This window comes from Pantoea sp. SO10 (assembly GCF_005281435.1).
GTDB classification, from domain to species: domain Bacteria; phylum Pseudomonadota; class Gammaproteobacteria; order Enterobacterales; family Enterobacteriaceae; genus Pantoea; species Pantoea leporis.
Genome location: NZ_CP040095.1, coordinates 618,064 through 635,383, shown reverse-complemented (window position 1 = coordinate 635,383; position 17,320 = coordinate 618,064). Strand labels below are relative to the sequence as shown.

The 17,320-nt window shown below is 53.5% G+C and carries 18 protein-coding genes and 1 pseudogene; 7 read left to right on the top strand and 12 right to left on the bottom strand.

Features of this window, described 5'->3' with window-relative positions:
- Positions 1-46 precede the first annotated feature (46 nt).
- The gene (locus FCN45_RS02875; protein ID WP_101762200.1) at positions 47-436 is read left to right on the top strand and encodes a tautomerase family protein; all 390 of its coding nucleotides are present in this window, start codon (positions 47-49) and stop codon (positions 434-436) included.
- A 213-nt stretch (positions 437-649) separates the two neighbouring features.
- The gene (opgB, locus tag FCN45_RS02870; RefSeq protein WP_101762201.1) at positions 650-2,941 is read left to right on the top strand and encodes a phosphatidylglycerol--membrane-oligosaccharide glycerophosphotransferase; all 2,292 of its coding nucleotides are present in this window, start codon (positions 650-652) and stop codon (positions 2,939-2,941) included.
- Here opgB and FCN45_RS02865 read toward each other — a convergent pair.
- Positions 2,938-3,651, bottom strand: a complete 714-nt coding sequence (locus FCN45_RS02865) for a GNAT family N-acetyltransferase (protein ID WP_137385102.1) — start codon at positions 3,649-3,651, stop codon at positions 2,938-2,940. The two genes, opgB and FCN45_RS02865, sit on opposite strands and share 4 nt — an antisense overlap.
- A gap of 107 nt (positions 3,652-3,758) precedes the next feature.
- On the opposite strand from FCN45_RS02865, the gene FCN45_RS02860 reads away from it, so the two are divergent.
- Positions 3,759-5,207 (top strand): PLP-dependent aminotransferase family protein, encoded by a 1,449-nt coding sequence (locus FCN45_RS02860; protein WP_137385101.1) that lies wholly within the window; start codon positions 3,759-3,761, stop codon positions 5,205-5,207.
- Here FCN45_RS02860 and FCN45_RS02855 read toward each other — a convergent pair.
- The 4 genes from FCN45_RS02855 to FCN45_RS02840 form a co-directional block, all read right to left on the bottom strand.
- Positions 5,204-5,716, bottom strand: coding sequence for an RcnB family protein (locus FCN45_RS02855; RefSeq protein ID WP_137385100.1), 513 nt, complete (start codon positions 5,714-5,716; stop codon positions 5,204-5,206). The genes FCN45_RS02860 and FCN45_RS02855 overlap by 4 nt on opposite strands.
- 156 nt (positions 5,717-5,872) lie before the next feature.
- The gene (locus FCN45_RS02850; RefSeq protein ID WP_246862546.1) at positions 5,873-7,018 is read right to left on the bottom strand and encodes a serine hydrolase; all 1,146 of its coding nucleotides are present in this window, start codon (positions 7,016-7,018) and stop codon (positions 5,873-5,875) included.
- Between the two features lie 183 nt (positions 7,019-7,201).
- Positions 7,202-7,984: a MetQ/NlpA family ABC transporter substrate-binding protein gene (locus tag FCN45_RS02845; RefSeq protein ID WP_101762205.1), complete on the bottom strand. Its 783-nt coding sequence runs from the start codon at positions 7,982-7,984 to the stop codon at positions 7,202-7,204.
- A gap of 17 nt (positions 7,985-8,001) precedes the next feature.
- Positions 8,002-9,018 carry an isopenicillin N synthase family oxygenase gene (locus FCN45_RS02840; RefSeq protein WP_137385099.1) on the bottom strand — a complete coding sequence of 339 codons (1,017 nt, stop codon included), beginning with the start codon at positions 9,016-9,018 and terminating at the stop codon, positions 8,002-8,004.
- A 214-nt stretch (positions 9,019-9,232) separates the two neighbouring features.
- Between FCN45_RS02840 and FCN45_RS02835 the strand changes: the two genes are divergently transcribed.
- Complete coding sequence (locus FCN45_RS02835) at positions 9,233-9,910, top strand: YecA family protein (RefSeq protein ID WP_137385098.1); 678 nt, start codon at positions 9,233-9,235, stop codon at positions 9,908-9,910.
- Between the two features lie 82 nt (positions 9,911-9,992).
- Here the strand turns inward: FCN45_RS02835 and FCN45_RS02830 are convergent, their stop codons facing one another.
- Positions 9,993-11,042 (bottom strand): DUF1176 domain-containing protein, encoded by a 1,050-nt coding sequence (locus tag FCN45_RS02830; RefSeq protein ID WP_137385097.1) that lies wholly within the window; start codon positions 11,040-11,042, stop codon positions 9,993-9,995.
- A 214-nt stretch (positions 11,043-11,256) separates the two neighbouring features.
- On the opposite strand from FCN45_RS02830, the gene FCN45_RS02825 reads away from it, so the two are divergent.
- Positions 11,257-12,402, top strand: coding sequence for an ImmA/IrrE family metallo-endopeptidase (locus FCN45_RS02825; protein WP_137385096.1), 1,146 nt, complete (start codon positions 11,257-11,259; stop codon positions 12,400-12,402).
- Positions 12,399-12,890, top strand: coding sequence for a DUF4411 family protein (locus FCN45_RS02820; protein WP_137385095.1), 492 nt, complete (start codon positions 12,399-12,401; stop codon positions 12,888-12,890). The genes FCN45_RS02825 and FCN45_RS02820 overlap by 4 nt, the downstream gene beginning before the upstream one ends.
- Before the next feature lie 24 nt (positions 12,891-12,914).
- On the opposite strand, the gene FCN45_RS02815 is transcribed toward FCN45_RS02820, so the two are convergent.
- Positions 12,915-13,808, bottom strand: a complete 894-nt coding sequence (locus FCN45_RS02815) for a LysR family transcriptional regulator (protein WP_137385094.1) — start codon at positions 13,806-13,808, stop codon at positions 12,915-12,917.
- Between the two features lie 88 nt (positions 13,809-13,896).
- Here FCN45_RS02815 and FCN45_RS02810 point away from each other — a divergent pair, with 88 nt between their 5' ends.
- The gene (locus FCN45_RS02810; protein WP_137385093.1) at positions 13,897-14,676 is read left to right on the top strand and encodes an NAD(P)H-dependent oxidoreductase; all 780 of its coding nucleotides are present in this window, start codon (positions 13,897-13,899) and stop codon (positions 14,674-14,676) included.
- Positions 14,677-14,706: 30 nt separating this feature from the next.
- On the opposite strand, the gene FCN45_RS02805 is transcribed toward FCN45_RS02810, so the two are convergent.
- The 5 genes and pseudogenes from FCN45_RS02805 to FCN45_RS02785 all read right to left on the bottom strand — a co-directional run bounded on the left by FCN45_RS02805 (position 14,707) and on the right by FCN45_RS02785 (position 16,956).
- The gene (locus FCN45_RS02805; protein WP_008107769.1) at positions 14,707-15,036 is read right to left on the bottom strand and encodes a DUF1493 family protein; all 330 of its coding nucleotides are present in this window, start codon (positions 15,034-15,036) and stop codon (positions 14,707-14,709) included.
- Positions 15,037-15,163: 127 nt separating this feature from the next.
- A complete protein-coding gene (locus tag FCN45_RS02800; protein WP_101762211.1) occupies positions 15,164-15,550 on the bottom strand; it encodes a DUF1090 domain-containing protein in 387 nt (128 codons plus the stop codon).
- Positions 15,551-15,644: 94 nt separating this feature from the next.
- A complete protein-coding gene (locus tag FCN45_RS02795; protein ID WP_137385092.1) occupies positions 15,645-16,073 on the bottom strand; it encodes a hypothetical protein in 429 nt (142 codons plus the stop codon).
- The gene (locus FCN45_RS02790) at positions 16,051-16,467 is read right to left on the bottom strand and encodes a polymorphic toxin type 44 domain-containing protein (protein WP_137385091.1); all 417 of its coding nucleotides are present in this window, start codon (positions 16,465-16,467) and stop codon (positions 16,051-16,053) included. Before FCN45_RS02790 ends, FCN45_RS02795 begins: the two co-directional genes overlap by 23 nt.
- A gap of 3 nt (positions 16,468-16,470) precedes the next feature.
- Positions 16,471-16,956 (bottom strand): annotated as a pseudogene (locus FCN45_RS02785) (Hcp family type VI secretion system effector).
- Positions 16,957-17,320 lie beyond the last annotated feature (364 nt).

Genomic DNA, 17,320 nt, shown 5'->3' with positions numbered 1-17,320 from the left:
CGCCACATCCTACTCTTTTCATGTGAGCAAAAACGAGGTTTTATTTATGCCGTTACTGACATTCGACGTTATTCAGGGCCGTTCAGAATCAGAAATCCGCACATTGCTGGATGCCGCACACCGTGCGGTCTTAACCGCCTTCAAAGTCCCGGCGCGCGATCGTTATCAGATTGTTCACGAAAACAAAGGTTATCAGATGGTCTTTCAGGATACCGGCTTGGGCTTTGCGCGAACCGACAATCTGGTCATGGTGCGCGTATATACCAGCCCGAGAAGTGAAGAACAGAAGTGCCTGTTTATGGCAGAGTTAGCACGCGAGCTGCTGGAAAATTGTGGCGTACAGGGCACGGATTTGATGATTAGTTTTATCACCAACAGTAAAGGCGACTGGAGCTTTGCCGACGGCGAAGCGCAATACCTCACTGGAAAACTCTGATTCCCTTCTCTGCCCTCACTGGCAGCAGCCCGTCCGTTGCTGCCAGGCTAAACCACAGTCAGCCTGAACCCGCCTTAAACGAATCGGAATGCATCGCACAAATCTGGTTGGATGTGTTGCAGCCATGTGACACCCAATATAGATTGTCGCAAAATCCCCGCAGAGGGTCGTTGGCGCAAGGATTGCGTATTCATTCAAAATGAGGATCTGACGTTGTCCGAATTGGTTTCGGTTGTACTCTTTTTGGCTGCGATTGCAGTCTACTCCTTCAAAGCCGGGCGAAATAAATTTTGGTTTAGTCTGATCCTGCTGCTGCTCACGCTGTTTATCGTGCTTAACGTCACGCTGGTCGCCAGCAACTATTTTACCGGCGATGGCATTAATGACGCGGTGCTGTATACCCTGACCAACAGCCTGACCGGCGCGGGCGTGAGCAAATATGTGGTGCCCGCCATCGGACTGATCATCGCGTTGTTCTCGCTATTTTGCCTGCTTTCATGGTTACTGCGCCGCCGTAAGCGGCCGCATCACCTCGGCTGGAGTTTGCTGGCGATTGCCTGTGCTGCGGGTTCGGTACAAACCACGCCTGCGTTCCGCCAGGTGAAAGAGCTGATCGCCTCACATTCGCGCCTCGCCGATTCGGACTTTGAAACCTATTACAAAACGCCTAATAAGGTGATCGCCGAGCCAAAGCTCAACCTGGTCTACATTTATGGCGAAAGTCTTGAACGCACCTACTTCGATCAGCAGGCATTTCCCGGTCTGGCCCCGGAACTCAGCCGCGAAAAAGATAACAGCATCGATTTCAGCCAAACCGAACAACTGCCTGGCACTGATTACACCATCGCGGGCATGGTGGCTTCACAGTGCGGCATCCCGCTGTTTGCGCCTTTTGATGGCAACGCCTCGGCCTCGCTCTCCAGCTTCTATCCGCAGAATATTTGTCTGGGCGACATCCTGAAAAACTCTGGCTATGAGAACTGGTTTATTCAGGGCGCCGATTTACGCTTCGCCGGTAAAGACACTTTTCTGCTGTCACATGGCTTTGATGCGGCCAATATGTATGGCTCGCAGGAGCTGAAAAGTCGCGTCGCCGATCCCGGCTATCGTAATAACTGGGGCTACTACGATGACACGGTGATGGACGAGGTTTTTGAGAAATATGAAGAGCTATCGCGCGCGCAAAAACGCTTCGCATTGTTCACTCTCACCGTCGACACCCATCACCCGGATGGTTTTATCTCGCGCAGCTGCCAGCGCAAAAGCTACAGCTATGATGGCAAACCAAACCAATCCTTTAGCGCGGTCGCCTGCTCGCAGGAGCATGTGGCGCGTCTGATTGAACGCATCAAAGCGTCGCCGTGGTTTAAAAACACCATCATCGTGGTGACCTCCGATCATCTGGCAATGAATAACACCGCGCATCAATACCTGATCAAGCAGCCGCGCCGTGACCTGTTTATGGTGATTCGTGGCGATCAGCCACAGGCGGAAGTGCTCGACGCCAAACGCAGTACGCTGGATAACGGCGCCACGGTGCTGGATATTCTCGGCGGGGATAACGCGATTGGACTTGGTCGCAGCGGCCTCTCTTCCACCTCGCTGTCAACCGAGTTTGAAGACATGGCGAAGCGCGTCACGGCGTGGAAAGCGGATATCATTCAACTGTGGAATTTCCCCAGTAAGATGGACAGCTTTACCGTCGATCAACAAAAAAACACCTTCACCTTCTCCGGCGCAACCTTCAAATTGCCGATTCTGTTCCGCGTCTCCGATAAGCATGTTGAACCGCTGCCCGAAGGCGAATACGCGGAGCCACTGCGTTATCAGCTGGCTAAATTTGCTGCCGACGACAAATTCGTTTGGGTCGATCGCTGCTTTAAAATGGCGCGCCTGTGGCAGCCAGATTTAGCTCTGTCGAACGATTTGTGTGTTTCGATGGGACAGATGGGCGCCAAACCGAGCGTTACCCGCATTGATAAACCGCAGTGGAAAGCGAAAGTCAGCTTCCCCAAAGCCGAAGTGAGTGCGGCAACCTTCCAGCTTAACGAGCAGCAGATTCGGATTGAAGACAACGCGATTCGCTACAACGCGGACCGCTTCCTGTTATCAGTGCCTGGCGCGCCAACCAGCGTCAAAAGTTTTAAGGGGATATCTCGCCCGGAAGAGTGGGGACGCTGGTCAAATGCCAATCTGGCCCCGGAAGTGAATATTGAGTACACCGATCCGCTGCCAGAACGCTTTGACGTGGTGATCACCGCGCGGGCGTTCGGTCCGAATGCGCACCGTCCGATTCCGGTGCGCGTTGGCGATGAAGAGCAGCAACTGAATTTAGGTGAGGATTTCTCTACCACCACGCTGCATTTCACCAATCCAACCGGCAGCCGCAATTTGATCATTGCGCCACCGGAGCCGCAGGAGTCGAATGTCGGCAATATCATCGGCCAGGATCCCCGCAAACTGGGGATCGGCATGGTGGATATAAAAATAATTCCGCAAAACTAACGTAGGGTGCGCAGCGCCTCCAGCTTTTCGCGTTGCGTCCCCTCCGCCGTAAAGTTCTCTGCCGCCAGCCAGCGTTCGAAGCCCTGTTTCACCTGCGGCCAATCGCTATCAATAATCGAGAACCAGCAGGTATCCCGGCTGCGGCCTTTGTAGACAATCGCTTGACGGAAAGTCCCTTCGAACTGAAACCCTAAACGCTGTGCCGCGTTTCGTGATGGCTGGTTGCAGCTGTCGCACTTCCACTCATAGCGCCGGTAGCCCAGTTGCTCAAAAGCGTAGCGCATCAGCAGATAGTGCGCTTCAGTGGCCATGCGCGTTTGTTTGAGCAACGGCGAGAAGGCGACGTGGCCGATCTCCACCGATCCGTTTGTCGCATCGATGCGCATTAACGCCAGGCTACCGACCGCGCGGTTGCTAACGGGATCGATCACCGCGAAATGCATCGGATCACGTCCGTTTTCCAGCTGACGCGCATAGGCAATATAGGCCGCTTCATCGGCAAAAGGTTCGGCGAACATATAGGTCCAGTCACGGCCATCTTCAGCCAGCGCATAGGCAGCATAGAGTTCGCGGCCATGACGCTCGGCATTCAGCGGTTCAAGGCGGCAATAGTCACCGGTGAAGGTTTCATAGCTCGGCCAGGCGCGGGGTTGCCAATCTGGCAGCGGAAATCCTACCGGTTGTCCGTAATCATTCGTGTGTTGCGACATAGCTTAATTCCTTTATCAATCAGGGCCAGAAACGCAGAGTGCCACTTTGCTGGTGTGTTAAAAAGCGCCACAATGGTTGAAATTGATGGATCCACGGAACCGCGTAAATGAGTGATATTGCACTGCATCGATTATTGTTGGCCCCGCTAGAGACCAACGGCGAGCTGACGCTGCAACAGCAGCTGTTCCAGCGTATCAAGCAGGCGATTCTGAGCGGCAAACTCGCTGCCGGTACGCGTTTGCCCGCAACACGCCAGCTGGCGCTGGATCTCGCGGTTTCACGCAATACGGTGATCGCCGTCTGGGCGCAACTGCAGGCTGAAGGATTTTTGCTGAGCGATCGCCAGGGCAGTCGCATCAGCAATATGGCGCAGCTACCGCAGGAAACTCAGCCGGCCGCCAGCAGCGAAATTGCCTTGTCACCGCGCATCGCTCAGTTGCGATCCAGCCATCGCACATTGAGTCAGGAGATGGCGCTGCGGCCCGGCGTTCCTTCGTTAGCACATTTCCCGTTGGCTCAGTGGCGACGGGCGCTGAACCGCGTGATGCTGCATCAGCCGCAGCAACTGCTGGGCTATGGCGATCCGCTCGGCGAACGCACGCTACGCGCCGCGCTGGCGCAGCATCTGGCATTAGCGCGCGGCGTGCGCTGTACGCCCGAACAAATCGTAATTACCGAAGGCGCGCAGCAGGCATTAACGCTGTGCGTGGCGCTGCTCAGCAGCCCCGGCGACATCGGTTGGGTGGAGGAGCCGGGATATCGCGGGGCGAAAGCGGCGATGCGGCTGGGAGATATGCGTATTGAACCGATAGCGGTCGATGCACAAGGTCTGGCGCCGCAGCCGCAGGACTGGCAGCAGCGTCCGCCGCGCCTGATTTACACCACGCCAACGCACCAATATCCCACCGGCGCAATCATGAGCGCACCGCGTCGTCTGGCGCTGCTGGCGGCCGCGCGGCAACAGCAAACGTGGATTATCGAAGATGATTACGACAGCGATTTTCGTTACAGCGGCGAGCCAATCGCCGCCATGCAAGGCATGACGCAGCCAACGCCGGTGATCTACGTCGGCTCGTTCAGCAAAACGCTGTTTCCGGCGCTACGGCTCGGGTTTATGGTGTTGCCGCCGCAGCTGGTCGCGCCGCTGCGCCCTGCGCTGCATGAACTGCTGCGCGGTGGTAATCGTCCTGAGCAGCAGGCGCTGGCGCTGTTTTTACGCAGCGGTGATTTTAGCCGTCATTTGAGCAAAATGCGCCGTCTGTACCGCCAACGGCAGGCGACGTTGCGACAGGCATTACAGCAAACGTTTGGCGCACAGGTCCCATTGCTGGGCGGCGAATGCGGCATGCATCTGGTGTTATCACTGGCTGCGGATCAAAACGATATGGCGTTGGTGGATCGGCTGATCCAAAGTGGCTACGCGCCGGGCGCGCTGTCGGGATTTTATCTCGGTGAGCAGAAGCAACAAGGGCTGGTGCTGGGTTACGGTAACACCAGCACCAGCCAGATTACGGCGGGCGTTGCGCAGTTAGCGCGTCTGCTGCGCGGGAATTAACCGCGGAAGAAGATTTCGCCTGATTTGCCCATCACGATCTTACCGGTGTCATCGGTGATCAGGATGTAGTTGGCATTGATGTACGCCCAGTGCGTGCCTGGCTGCGGCGCTGGCAGATGGCGTGGCTTCCACTCAACAATGGTGTACTGTTTTTTACGGTACTCATCTGGCACCACATCGCCCACTTTGTACTCTTTGTAGTCGATGATGATGGTGTTCAGATCGTAGTTGTTTGGCGCCGTCGCATTGCCGCTTTGCGGTGGACGAATCGGCGCGACATCGCCGCTGGATTCAGCCGGTTCATTGCTGACAGGCGCATCGGCGGCCGGCGCCTGAGCGGGTGCATCAGCGGCGGGTGCCTGGGTTTGCGCGTCGGGTGCGGTTTGCTGCACCTGTGGCGGCATGGGTACGGCGTCTGTTTGCTCGCCTTCCGCCAGCGCGGCCGGAGCAAGGCTTAAAGCGCCCAGAAAAATTCCTGCAGAAAGAAGATTGACGTGTGTCCTGCGCATGGGTGATTTCCACTCTGGTTAATTATTAACTGTCCATTTAACTGACACGTTAAGCACGCAGAAGGTTCCCCCGGCGCGCTTAGCGCGTCAAATTTCGCTGCTCAGCATACCTCAGCTCAGGCGCTTTTTGACGCAGTAAAATTGCAAGCAACCATGTTAGTTTTTGTCGTGCGCTTTATTTGCCAGATCCCTCAATAACGCGATGCCCAGATAGTTACTCCAGTTAAACGCGTTCTGCAGCACCACAATCGCATTGCCGTTCTGTTTATCAAAGCCAATAAAGCTGGAGTAACCGCCGATATAGCCAACCTGATAGGTAATCTGCTGATCGCCGTAGGTATCCGTAACCCAGGCGATATTTTGTGACTGATTGCCGTGCTGTTCGTAGCCGTGATTGACCTGCGCAAAAGCCGCATTGAGCGAAGCACCCGCGCCGTCATGCAGGTGCGCATCCAGATAGCGAATCAAATCGCGCGCGTTGCTGTAGAGGCTGGCGGCCGCCACCATATTGTTGTTAAACGCCCAGTCCGGCGTGATTTGCCCGCGAGGAATCAGCTTAGGCTGATCGCCGGCATGACCGAGCGCACGCCACGGATAGCCGCGCAGGCTCTGCGGCTTGAAGCTGATGCTGGTCATGCCCAGCGGCTGGAACAGATTACGCTGCGCCAGCGTTTCGATGTCCTGATGGAAGCGATATTTAAGGATGTAGCCCAGCAGCGCATAGCCGAGATTGGAATAGCGCGCGCCGGGATGCGCGGGCGCGTCAAAGTCGACCAGATAATCCAGCACGGCATCGCTGTCGAGGTTGCCATAAAAGTTCTCGCCGCTACGCAGATAGCCCATAAATTTCATGAACATCGGCAAATCCATATCCTGACGCGGCAAGCCCGAGGTGTGCGTCACCAGCTGCAACAGCGTGATGCGTTTGGCATCGGCGCTGAGCGGCACGTTGGGCGGCAAAAGCGTCGCTAAGGTGTCGTTCCAGTGCAGTTCACCGCGATCCACCAGCTCAATAATCACCTCCGCGGTGATGCCTTTACTCAGCGAGCCGAGCGCAAATAAAGTGTCTGGCGTAATGGGATAACGGTGCAGCGCATCGGTGACACCAAAACTGTAAAATTCAGGCTGGCTGCGTTGATGGATAATGGCGATGCTGATGCCAGAAACCTGCTTTTGCTGCATGTAATGGCGCACGATGTCATCGACGTTTTCATTAAAAGTCGCGTGTGAAAGATAGACTTTATCGCTGACGGGCGCGGAAGTTTGCGACAAGGTGCCGCAGGCGCTGAGCAATACGCTCATGCCCAGCACAATGATGCATATGGTTAAACGATGGCACAGCACCCGTTTATTCCTGGCGAAGGTAATCATGGCAATGGATTGAGCGAATTTTTATGTTTTATAAAGGGTGCGACGGGTGTTGGTGGCGAAATATAGCACAGAAGAAAGTTAGCGCCACCTGCCAAAAACAGGTGGCGGCGGGGATTATTGATTAACAGGAATAACCGATCCTTTATAGTGCTGGTTAATAAATTCAGCAGTTTGCTTTGACTCCAGATCTTTCGCTAGTTCCAGAATACGCGGATCGTGCGCCAGTTTCGGCGTGGTGACCAGCACGTTGGCATATGGATTATCTTTCGCCTGTTCCAGCGCCAGCGCATCCTTCGACGGCACTAAACCGGCCTGCAACGCGTAGTTGCCATTGATGATCGCCAACTGCGCATCATCCAGCGCGCGCGGCAGCTGCGGCGCTTCCACTTCGATAATCTTCAGATGGTGCGGGTTGTCAGTAATGTCTGCGGAAGTCACCAGCGTGTTGGCGCTGCTGCTCTTCAGTTTAATCAAACCATTGGCCTGCAACAGATAAAGTGCACGGCTCAGATTGGTGACATTATTCGGTACCGCCACCTGCGCGCCATCAGGCAGATCTTTCAGTGATTTCACTTTGTGCGAGTAGATGCCAAGTGGCTCAATATGCACGGTGGCGACCACAGAAAATTTCTCGCCCAGCGCTTTTTCCTGATCGCGCAGATAAGGCACATGCTGGAAGTAGTTGGCATCCACGTCACCGCGCGCCAGCAGTTCGTTGGCGTTGAGGTTGCCGTTGAGTTCAATCACTTTGAGATCGAGTTTCTTGTCGCTCTGTTTGATGTGGTTGAGGATTTCGCTGTGCGGTACGGCATCGGCCGCCACGCGCAGCGCGGCCGCCGAAGCGTAAGTGCTGAACACCGAAACCATCGCCAACGCGGCTATCACCTTTTTATTCATCTGCTTCCCTTAGTTTCTTATGATTTAACGCGATTGAGAGTGTCAGCGTAATAACGCTGCGCCACGTCGCGATGCGATCGCAAACGCCCTTTGAGATAGTTCCAGCCCACTTCACGCAGCAGCGGATTGCTGGGATCGCTGGTCGGTCCGCGTGCTTCTGCCGCCAGCTGCGGCGGTAATTGATACAGCGGCACTTCGGCGTCGAGCTGCGCGCCGAGGAAGAAAGCGATGGAGATGCGCTGCTGTTTTGCCGGCGGCGACACCACGCGATGCACGGTGGCGCGCAGATAACCGTTGGTGGCGATCTCCAGCAGTTCGCCGATGTTCACCACAAAAGCGCCCGGTTTCGGCAGCGCATCGATCCACTGATCTGGCGTGACTTCAACCTGCAATCCAGGCTGTTCGTCCTGCAACAGAAAGGTCAGAAAACCAGAATCCTTATGCGCGCCGACACCTTGCTGGCTGGCAGCGGCATCCTGACCCGGATAACGAATCAGCTTCACATGTTCGTTGGGGTGCGTGCCGTACAGCGCGTCAAAAGCGTCCGGCGGCAGCGACAGAGATTTGGCGAAGGCGCGCAGTAAACGCAGCGCCACGTCAGTCATCGCCTGCTGCCACGCGTGGATCACCGGACGCAGCTGCGGTAGCGCCTGCGGCCACAAATTGGGTCCTTGCAGCTGCTTCCACGCCGGATCGTCTGGTTGCAACGTCAGGGCGGCCCGTTCTGCACCGATATCAAACTGCTCACGCTGATCGCGCTGCTCACGGGTGTATTCCACGCCCGCGCGGTTGTAGCCACGAAAATGCGGTGAATGGATCATCGAAACGCGCTGCTTCTCTTCATCCGGCAAGGCAAAGAACGCGCGCGTGATGCTTTGCACGTTCTTTAACAGCTGCGGATTGATGCCATGATTCACCAGATAGAAGAAGCCGACGTCTCGCGCGGTTTCGCGCAGCTCGGCGAGGTATTGCGCCTGTTCCGCATCCGGCAGTTCCAGCAGGGCTAAATCCAGTACCGGCAATGTGCTGGCCATACTTTTGCATCCTTCGTGCAGAAAAATTCTGCCTTACGCTGCCATCTGCTGACAAATGCAGCCAATACTGTTGCGCGATAAGTTATGGCGAATCATTTTTAGGAGAGGTTCAGCAATCGATATGCAAAAAGCGATAAATCGTGCCCGCTTCCCGCTATAATCGCCGCCAATTAACTTTGGGCATGGCCCATCAATGAACAGCAGGAGACGCCGTATGAACCAGGGTCCGTTAACCGAAAAAGAGCTCAACTGGCTTGAAGATATGCTGGAGAAATACGGCAATGAAAACTCGGTGGTGGATACCGCTGAGCTGGACGGCATGCTGACGGCGTTGCTCTCAGGCCCGAACGACATCGAACCGAGCGAATGGCTGGTGGCGATGTGGGGCGGCAAAAAGCACATTCCAAAGTGGTCGAATGAGCGCGAGATGGATCGCTTTATGACGCTGACCTTCCAGCATCTGAACGACATCGCCGAGCGTCTGGCCGAGTTCCCGGAGCAGTTTGATCCGCTGTTTGGCACCCAAGAGATGGAAGGCCAGGAATTCACCGTGGTGGAAGATTGGTGCTATGGTTATTTGCGCGGCGTGGCGCTGGATGCGGACTGGTCGCTGCTGCCAGAATCACTGCAGCCGATGATGGATACGATTGCCTTGCACGGCAGCGAAGATCATCTGGCGAAGCGCGAAGCCTTCACGCCGGAAGAGTTTGAAGCCAGCATCGAGGCGATTCGCCCCGCGGCGCTGGAGCTGCATGAATACTGGCAGGAACAGCGCATGGCGCAGCCCGATCCTGAACCTCAACTGCCGCACTTTGCCGGCGAGAAAACCGGCCGTAACGATCCTTGCCCGTGCGGCAGCGGTAAAAAATATAAGCAGTGCTGCGGTAAATAATATTTGCGCCTTCCGTAGCGGCGCAATTTATTGCGCGTCCCTGGCCTTTAAATCGCGCCGCTACCGATATGTGCGGTTTTTATCAGGGAGCCGGTTTCACCTCGGTCACCCAGGTTGGCAACTGCCATGCGCCGCCCGCACGAATCGCGCGGCACATGCCGGTGGTGGCATCGCTGCTCTGCTCAAACGCTTTGCCATCCCACACCCACGCCGCTGTACTCCAGCAATCGCCGATGCCGCGCCCTTTCTGCGCTTCTGAGATCACACCTTCACTGTAATCAGAGCCGGAATCCGTCACCAGCTGCGGCGTGCCCTGCAATGCTTTATCGATCAGCCAATAGCCATAACCTTCGTTATACGCTCCGCGCCAGCACAGCGCGGCGATCAGCACATGCGCATCATCAACCGGCGTTAAGGTCAGCGGCTCCGCGCCCTCTTCCGGCTGATCGTCGGACGGAGCCAGATTGTCGCAGCTGTCGTCGTCGGTGAGTGAGGCAATCAGCTTTGGCTTCAACAGCGCCAGCTCATCGGCCGTCAACGGACGCGCATCGGCCTTAGCCACTTTTACCTGCTGAATCACCGGCATCGCCATCGCTGCCGGTACGCTGCTTTCCGGCTTGTTGCCTTTGCGCACCAACGCGCCCGGCGTACTAAGACGACCTTGCGCATCATCCATCTTCAGCAGCACCGCAAATGCGCCATTGCTGGAGAGATCGAAAGGCTCTTCACCACCGCGAAACTCCACTTTGCCGCTGCCTTTAATGCCGTTAATTAGCGCCTGGGTTTGTTCATCCGTCAGCGTCCATTCGTCGTTATCGGCTTTCGCCACGTCGCCCAGCGCACGATCATCAATCCACAACGCTAAGTTGTTCACCACTTTAGAATCATCATCGCCGGTATCGGCCAGCACCACGCGACCATGCGTCACCGCATTGGGACCGCCCGCGCGCACCAGCAACACCGAGCCGCCCGCGCCCTCTTCGGCGCTGTAACCGGCGGCACGACAGGTCAGCGTGTTATCGCAGGCCAGTTCCCAGTCTTTGTGGCTAAAGGAGACGCCGTCTTGATCTGCCAACAGCGGCGCACTCAGGCTGGCAAGTAGCGACATCGCCAGCAGCAATCGGGTAATCATGCCATCTCTCCATAATGGTAAAGGTGGCTAGTGTGATGATTTTTGTGACGCGGGAGAAGTGAATTTTTTGCGGCGATGCTGATTTCATTATCGCGCTTTGTCGAAACATCAATCATGAAGAAACCTCTTCAAATTTCACGTTAACTGGTCAGCTATTGAACGGTTCAGGGCTTAAGCACATACTTCGGCCAGACCCAATAAAATTAGGTAATCCATGACAACTGCCAATATCAATCCAGCGATGCTCAGATGGTCCCGTGAACGGGCCGGCATCGCTGTGGAAAAATTTGCGCAGAAGTGTAACGTCACATTCGAGCGTCTGCAGGAATGGGAAAATGGGCAACATCCTCTGACATTTAACCAGGCGATGGCCTTTGCTGAAAAAGCACATGTCCCTTTTGGTTATCTTTTTTTGACGACGCCGCCGCAAGAACTGTTGCCCATTCCTGACTTACGCACATTGGATGGAAAAGCACCTCAGCGTCCGAGCGCAGAATTGATCGATTTATTAAAGATCATGCTGATGCGCCAGGAATGGTATCGCGATTATTTACAGCAGCAGATGGTGACGCCACTGGAAATGAGTGGCCGTTTCACCTCGCGGAGCTCAATTGACGCGATCGTGAATGACATGCGCCTCAAGCTACATGTGCCTACACATCCGATACGCGGAAGCTGGGAATATTACTACAGCGATTTGGTAAAACGCATTGAAGACATGGGTATTCTGGTGATGCGCTCTCCTTATCTCCATCACCACACTCGTCCCTTCAGCGTTGATGAATTTAGAGGCTTTGCCATTGCGGATGACCTCGCGCCAATCATCTTTGTAAACCATGCGGATGCTCCCGGTGCACGCTTGTTCACCCTGGTTCACGAACTCTGTCATATCTGGATTGGACAGTCAGGCGTCTCTGACGGCGGCGCAATTTCGCATCGCCATGAAGAAGTACTTTGCAATGCAGTCGCCGCTGAATTTTTGGTACCTGCAGATGAGTTTTTACCTTTATGGGATCTTGATGCTGAAAACTGGCGTGAAAATCTTGCTCCGCTGGAAAGTCATTTTCACGTTAGTAGTTGGGTGCTGGCACGTCGCGCTTTAACAATGAATTTGATCAGCAGAGAAGATTATCAGCATTTTATTCATGAGCAGAAACTCGCTCATCAGCAACGCACCAAAAAAGAGAGCGGCGGCCCAAGTTATTTCAGGACTAAGAAAGCGCAAATCAGCGTCTCCTTCTCTCGTGCCGTGTTGAGTCAAGCTCTGAGCGGCCAAATGCTATTACGTGAAGCCAGTGATTTACTGGATGGAATACAGCCATCCAGGTTGTCGAAATTTGCAGAGGAGTTAGGGCTTTGAAATATTTGCTGGATGCAAACACTTATATCATGGCGAAAAATTTCTATTATGGGATGGATATCTGTCCGGGATATTGGCAATGGCTGGATGTTCAATTCGCATCAAATGTTGTCGGCAGCGTCGACATGATTGCGCGAGAGTTGCGTGCAGGAAATGATGAACTATCCGAGTGGGTCAAAGCGCGGCCCACACATTTCATTGCTAATGACGACCAGGATACGCAGATAATTTTTCAGCAGATTGTTGAGTGCGTAATGATGGCTGATTTCAATGCCGGTTCCCGTGATACTTTTCTGGCAAAAGCCGATCCCTGGATTATTGCTAAGAGTAAGAGCATCGGCGCGACCGTGATTACACATGAACTTCCGCTGCCAGCAAATGCTCGCAAAGTCAAAGTCCCCAATATCTGTCACCAGTTTGATGTGCCATGTATGACGACATTCGAATTTTTAAGAAAGCTGAATGCGCGCTTCATTTTGGAGCAATAGCTGAAGAGCCATTCATTCTGTTATCTAGAGCGCCGCCACAATCTGCTGCCGCAACCACTGCTGGGCCGGATCGCGGTGCAGACGTTCATGCCACAGCAGCAAAATATCAAAGCCTGGCACCTCCAGCGGCAGATCGACAACCGCGAGGTGCGAATCGTGACGCACCAACCGCTCGGGCAGTACCGCCACTAAATCACTGCTCGCCAGCGTTTCCTGCATAAACAAGAAGTGCGGCACCGACAACACCACGCGGCGTGAACGCCCGAGCTTCGCCAGCGCATTATCGGTGGCGGCGCTAAAGCCACCGCCATCGGGCGATACCATGACAAATTCCAGCTGACAGAATTGATCCAGCGTCGGCAGACGTTGCAACTGCGGGTGATCGCACCGTCCCGCCAGCACGTAGCGCTCGCTGAACAGTTTGCGTTGATGCAGCGTCGGCGGCGCGTTATCGCCCGTATGAAACACCACATCCAGCTCGCCTTTTTCCAACTGCTGCGCCACCAGCGGCGGATTCAGCGCCAATATCGCCATACGACTTTGCGGCGCAGCAGCGCGGATCAGGTTGAGCGCAGGCAGCACCAACGCTGACGAGGTGTAATCGGTGGCGGCGATGCGCCAGGTGTCATCGGCATTGGCCGGATTAAAGGCATCGGGCGGCGCGACCGCACGCTCAACCGCTTCCAGCGCCAGACGCAGCGGCTCACGCAGAGCTGCTGCGCGCGCCGTTGGCAGCATGCCACGCGGCCCCGGTAACAATAGCGGATCGTCAAAATGCCTACGCAATCGCGCCAACTGAGCGCTGACGGAAGGCTGCGAGAGATGCAAACGCTGCGCCGCGCGCGTGACGTTGAGTTCGCTTAGCAGCACGTTGAGCGTCTGCAGCAGATTCAAATCCAGCGAGTCGATATTCACTATGGCTATACCTGAGATATCAGCAATTGATTTCCACTATAGCCAGCGCCGACTTAATCTGCAGTGGTTTTCATCTCACAGGATTAAGCCCATGAATGTACTGATTGTGTATGCCCATCCGGAACCGCGTTCGCTGAGCGGTTCACTCAAAGACTTTGCCGTGCAGCATTTGCAGCATGCCGGACATCAGGTGCAGGTCTCTGATCTCTATGCGATGCAGTGGAAAGCGCCGCTCGACGCTGCCGACACGCGCGCCCCATTTGTGGGCGATCACTTCGATGCGACGGTGGATTCCCGCTTCGCCTACGATCATCAGCTACAGGCCGCCGATATCGCCGCGGTGCAGGAAAAATTGCGCTGGGCCGATACGGTGATTTTCCAATTTCCGCTGTGGTGGTTTTCGATGCCCGCCATCATGAAAGGCTGGTTTGACCGCGTTTACGCCAACGGTTTTGCTTACGGCGTGGGCGAGCACAACGAACAGCATTGGGGCGATCGTTACGGCGAAGGCAATCTTATCGGCAAACGTGCAATGCTGGTGGTGACGACCGGCGGATGGGAATCGCATTACAGCCCGCGCGGCATTAACGGCCCGATCAACGATCTGCTGTTTCCGATTCAGCACGGCATGCTGTTTTATCCCGGCTTTAGCGTGCTGCCGCCGCTGGTTTTCTATCGGGTACAAAAGTCAGCAGCAGAACGATTTGCTGGCTGGTGCGATGCGCTGGCTACAAGGCTAGATACGTTGGCGGAAACCGCGCCAATTGCCTACCGTCAGCAGAACGGCGGCGACTATGAGATTCCTGCGCTGACCTTAAAGGCGGAGTTTGTCCCGGAAGAGAGTGGCTTTGGCGTGCATGTGAAGCGGTGAAAGGTGGCAGACTCGGCGCTGAGCCTGCTGTTACTCGTACAGCCAGCGCCCCGCTTTTGCTGATTCAATCAACATTCCCAGCGTGAAATCGGGTACCACCGGCACTTCACGCTTATTGAATGGATTGAGAATCTGCGCCAGCGAGGGCTCATCGGGATAGTAGGTTTCAATGACGAATCCGCCGCGATCGACGCTGAACTCGCCGAAGAACTCATCCATCAGCGCAGCGGCTTCTTCACGCTCGAAGTTAAGATCGCTATCGATATCAATCTGCGGCGTCAGCGTTTTTTGCTTAAACAGGTAAACGCCATCGTAACGTCGCACCAGCTCGTAGATACGCTGCTCAATTTCAACTGTCATCGCTTCTGCACCTCCACTGATTTCACCGGAGCGCCATTCTGCCATGCAATCCCAACAGTTGGATGAAAAAAATCTCCGCGGGAGAATTTTGAGACAAAGAGCCAGTTTTCCGAGCGGGATGCCTGGTTTATTGCGTTAATGCATCCCGCGCTTCTTTCAACTCATCACGCGCGTCAGCCAGTTTACGCTGCTGTTTTTCAATTTTATCGCTGCGGCCTTTGGCCTGCGCTTCCCTTAGATCTTGTTCGCGCTCCTGCACTTTCAATTGCTTCTCGGCCACTTTCTGCTGGCGCGCTTTGAGCAAGCCGCTGTCGGTGCAGTTTGCATTGGTTTCGCGTAACGCCTTTTCGAGACCGGCGATGCGCGCAGCATTGCCATGCTCACGCGCCATCGCCAGCTCTTGCTGGATATCCTGCTTTTTAGCGGCGCAGCCGGTGGCTGGGTTGGCAGCCTGAACAGACGTCACGGTCAAAGCAGAGAAAAGAATCGAAAGGGAAATCAGGGTGTTTTTCATGGTGAACTCTTGGTTTACATTGATGGGCGCTATTATACGAAGAGTTCTTAACAAGATCTTAAGGACCACACATCAGCACTAACTTTGCAAAGAATCAGTATGGCTTTGCCGTGATAACGACGGGAATGGTATAAATGGAATTATTGTATTTATAAGCAGGGAGATTATTAAAAGAAAAAACCTTACCTTTCACATTCAAATAAATCACTCCATTTTCAATCTTATTTAGTGCTCTAGAATCAGAAGTAATGAGGAAGGGTAAATAATCATTACTTAAAGCCTTCTTGAATTCCTCAACGGTTTTACTTGAATCGTATAAGTAAAAACGATAGGAAAAATCCGTCGTAGCGCCTGCACTTGCCTCAGTTATGAAAACAGTAGCATGAGTATTAACCGCCTGCTCATGGACAATTGATTGTTCCAACGGAGATAATTTTGATAAAAAATAAGCACCTAAACAAATCATCATTATAATAAACATTATTAAGGCATGACGCATCTTAAAAGCCTGAGCGTTTAGCATATTCAATTCCTGCTCTTATCCAATACTGGTCTTCCGGATCGTCGCCAAATGGGCTAGAACCATACCAACTTCCAAATTCTATGTTGCTTGTTCCTGCGCGACTTTGCGCCCATCCTGCAGCTCTTAATAATACAGCCTCGGTAATTCCAGCCGCATGTCCAACAGCACCATAATTGAAGTTCCCAAAGTTGGCATACTGTTTACCGCTTTGACTTTTATAATCCCATGGGCCATGTCCTCTCACTTGACTATAAAACCACACATAGGTCATGGCTGACGGGCCTTTATGCAAACGAGCCAGCATCATATTGCTGAGGATTGAAACTGCCGGCGGGCTAAACGAGATAATATCAAATGGCGGCTGCGGCGATGCAGCCAAAGTCGGATAGCGCATTGATTATGCTCTCTCATTCCAGCTATCAGAGAACATAATATTGCCGTCATAATATTTCCATGTAATTTTTTCGTATGCAAACTCAACACATTCGAGGTGATTATGCTTCTCTTTTTCAGGGTCTTTTGTATTGTGCATCACTGGTGACACACCAATTGTCTTCACACCTTCGATCAGGATATTGAAATATTCGACTTCCTATCCAGCATCATTAATGTGATACCACTTAAATTCAGCTGATGCTAAGTTTTGACCTGTTGCTACAGCCTTGTAAAGATACGGTGAAGAAGCATCAAATTCTTTTTGAATGATTATAAGTGCATGCTTTCGTGTGCCTGTGGGTTTACCTGTTTGAGGATCAGTGGGGAGTCTAACGTTATGAGAAAATCCGGTAACTTCAATACTGCCCTCACGATTTTGCACATCAACGGAGCCACGAATATCAGCCCCGCCATCATCTTTTAGCCAGAGATTTGCTGGAATAGGCATTTTACATCGTCCTTTTTTTGTTCATCCTTTAAGCGAGGATACACAAAAAAACAATAACACACAGTTATTTCATGGTGTTTAGAGCAAATTTTGATTTAGATGCTGTATTGGAATCGATGTTTTAAAACTGATTGAAATGCGGAGGGAAACACCCTCATTTTAAATTAGGATTTCGCATAAAAGATTCCAACAATAATGTTGAAACGACGAACCATAGTTTTAACCTTTTAAATTCTTACTGATGGCGAATGTGTGATGAATTTTATTTTGGGCATTTTGCTACGGGGCCAGACAGAATTTCAGACACATAAAAAGCGCTCGTAAGCGACTTAATTAAGCTGGTAGCGATGCAGGATTGCTTTCG

Coding starts and splice junctions, on each gene's coding strand:
- FCN45_RS02875 (WP_101762200.1), top strand. CDS start 47: ATGCCGTTACTGACATTCGACGTTATTCAGGGCCGTTCAGAATCAGAA.
- FCN45_RS02865 (WP_137385102.1), bottom strand. CDS start 3,651: ATGTCGCAACACACGAATGATTACGGACAACCGGTAGGATTTCCGCTG.
- FCN45_RS02860 (WP_137385101.1), top strand. CDS start 3,759: ATGAGTGATATTGCACTGCATCGATTATTGTTGGCCCCGCTAGAGACC.
- FCN45_RS02855 (WP_137385100.1), bottom strand. CDS start 5,716: ATGCGCAGGACACACGTCAATCTTCTTTCTGCAGGAATTTTTCTGGGC.
- FCN45_RS02850 (WP_246862546.1), bottom strand. CDS start 7,018: ATGAGCGTATTGCTCAGCGCCTGCGGCACCTTGTCGCAAACTTCCGCG.
- FCN45_RS02845 (WP_101762205.1), bottom strand. CDS start 7,984: ATGAATAAAAAGGTGATAGCCGCGTTGGCGATGGTTTCGGTGTTCAGC.
- FCN45_RS02840 (WP_137385099.1), bottom strand. CDS start 9,018: ATGGCCAGCACATTGCCGGTACTGGATTTAGCCCTGCTGGAACTGCCG.
- FCN45_RS02835 (WP_137385098.1), top strand. CDS start 9,233: ATGAACCAGGGTCCGTTAACCGAAAAAGAGCTCAACTGGCTTGAAGAT.
- FCN45_RS02830 (WP_137385097.1), bottom strand. CDS start 11,042: ATGATTACCCGATTGCTGCTGGCGATGTCGCTACTTGCCAGCCTGAGT.
- FCN45_RS02825 (WP_137385096.1), top strand. CDS start 11,257: ATGACAACTGCCAATATCAATCCAGCGATGCTCAGATGGTCCCGTGAA.
- FCN45_RS02810 (WP_137385093.1), top strand. CDS start 13,897: ATGAATGTACTGATTGTGTATGCCCATCCGGAACCGCGTTCGCTGAGC.
- FCN45_RS02805 (WP_008107769.1), bottom strand. CDS start 15,036: ATGACAGTTGAAATTGAGCAGCGTATCTACGAGCTGGTGCGACGTTAC.
- FCN45_RS02800 (WP_101762211.1), bottom strand. CDS start 15,550: ATGAAAAACACCCTGATTTCCCTTTCGATTCTTTTCTCTGCTTTGACC.
- FCN45_RS02795 (WP_137385092.1), bottom strand. CDS start 16,073: ATGCTAAACGCTCAGGCTTTTAAGATGCGTCATGCCTTAATAATGTTT.
- FCN45_RS02790 (WP_137385091.1), bottom strand. CDS start 16,467: ATGCGCTATCCGACTTTGGCTGCATCGCCGCAGCCGCCATTTGATATT.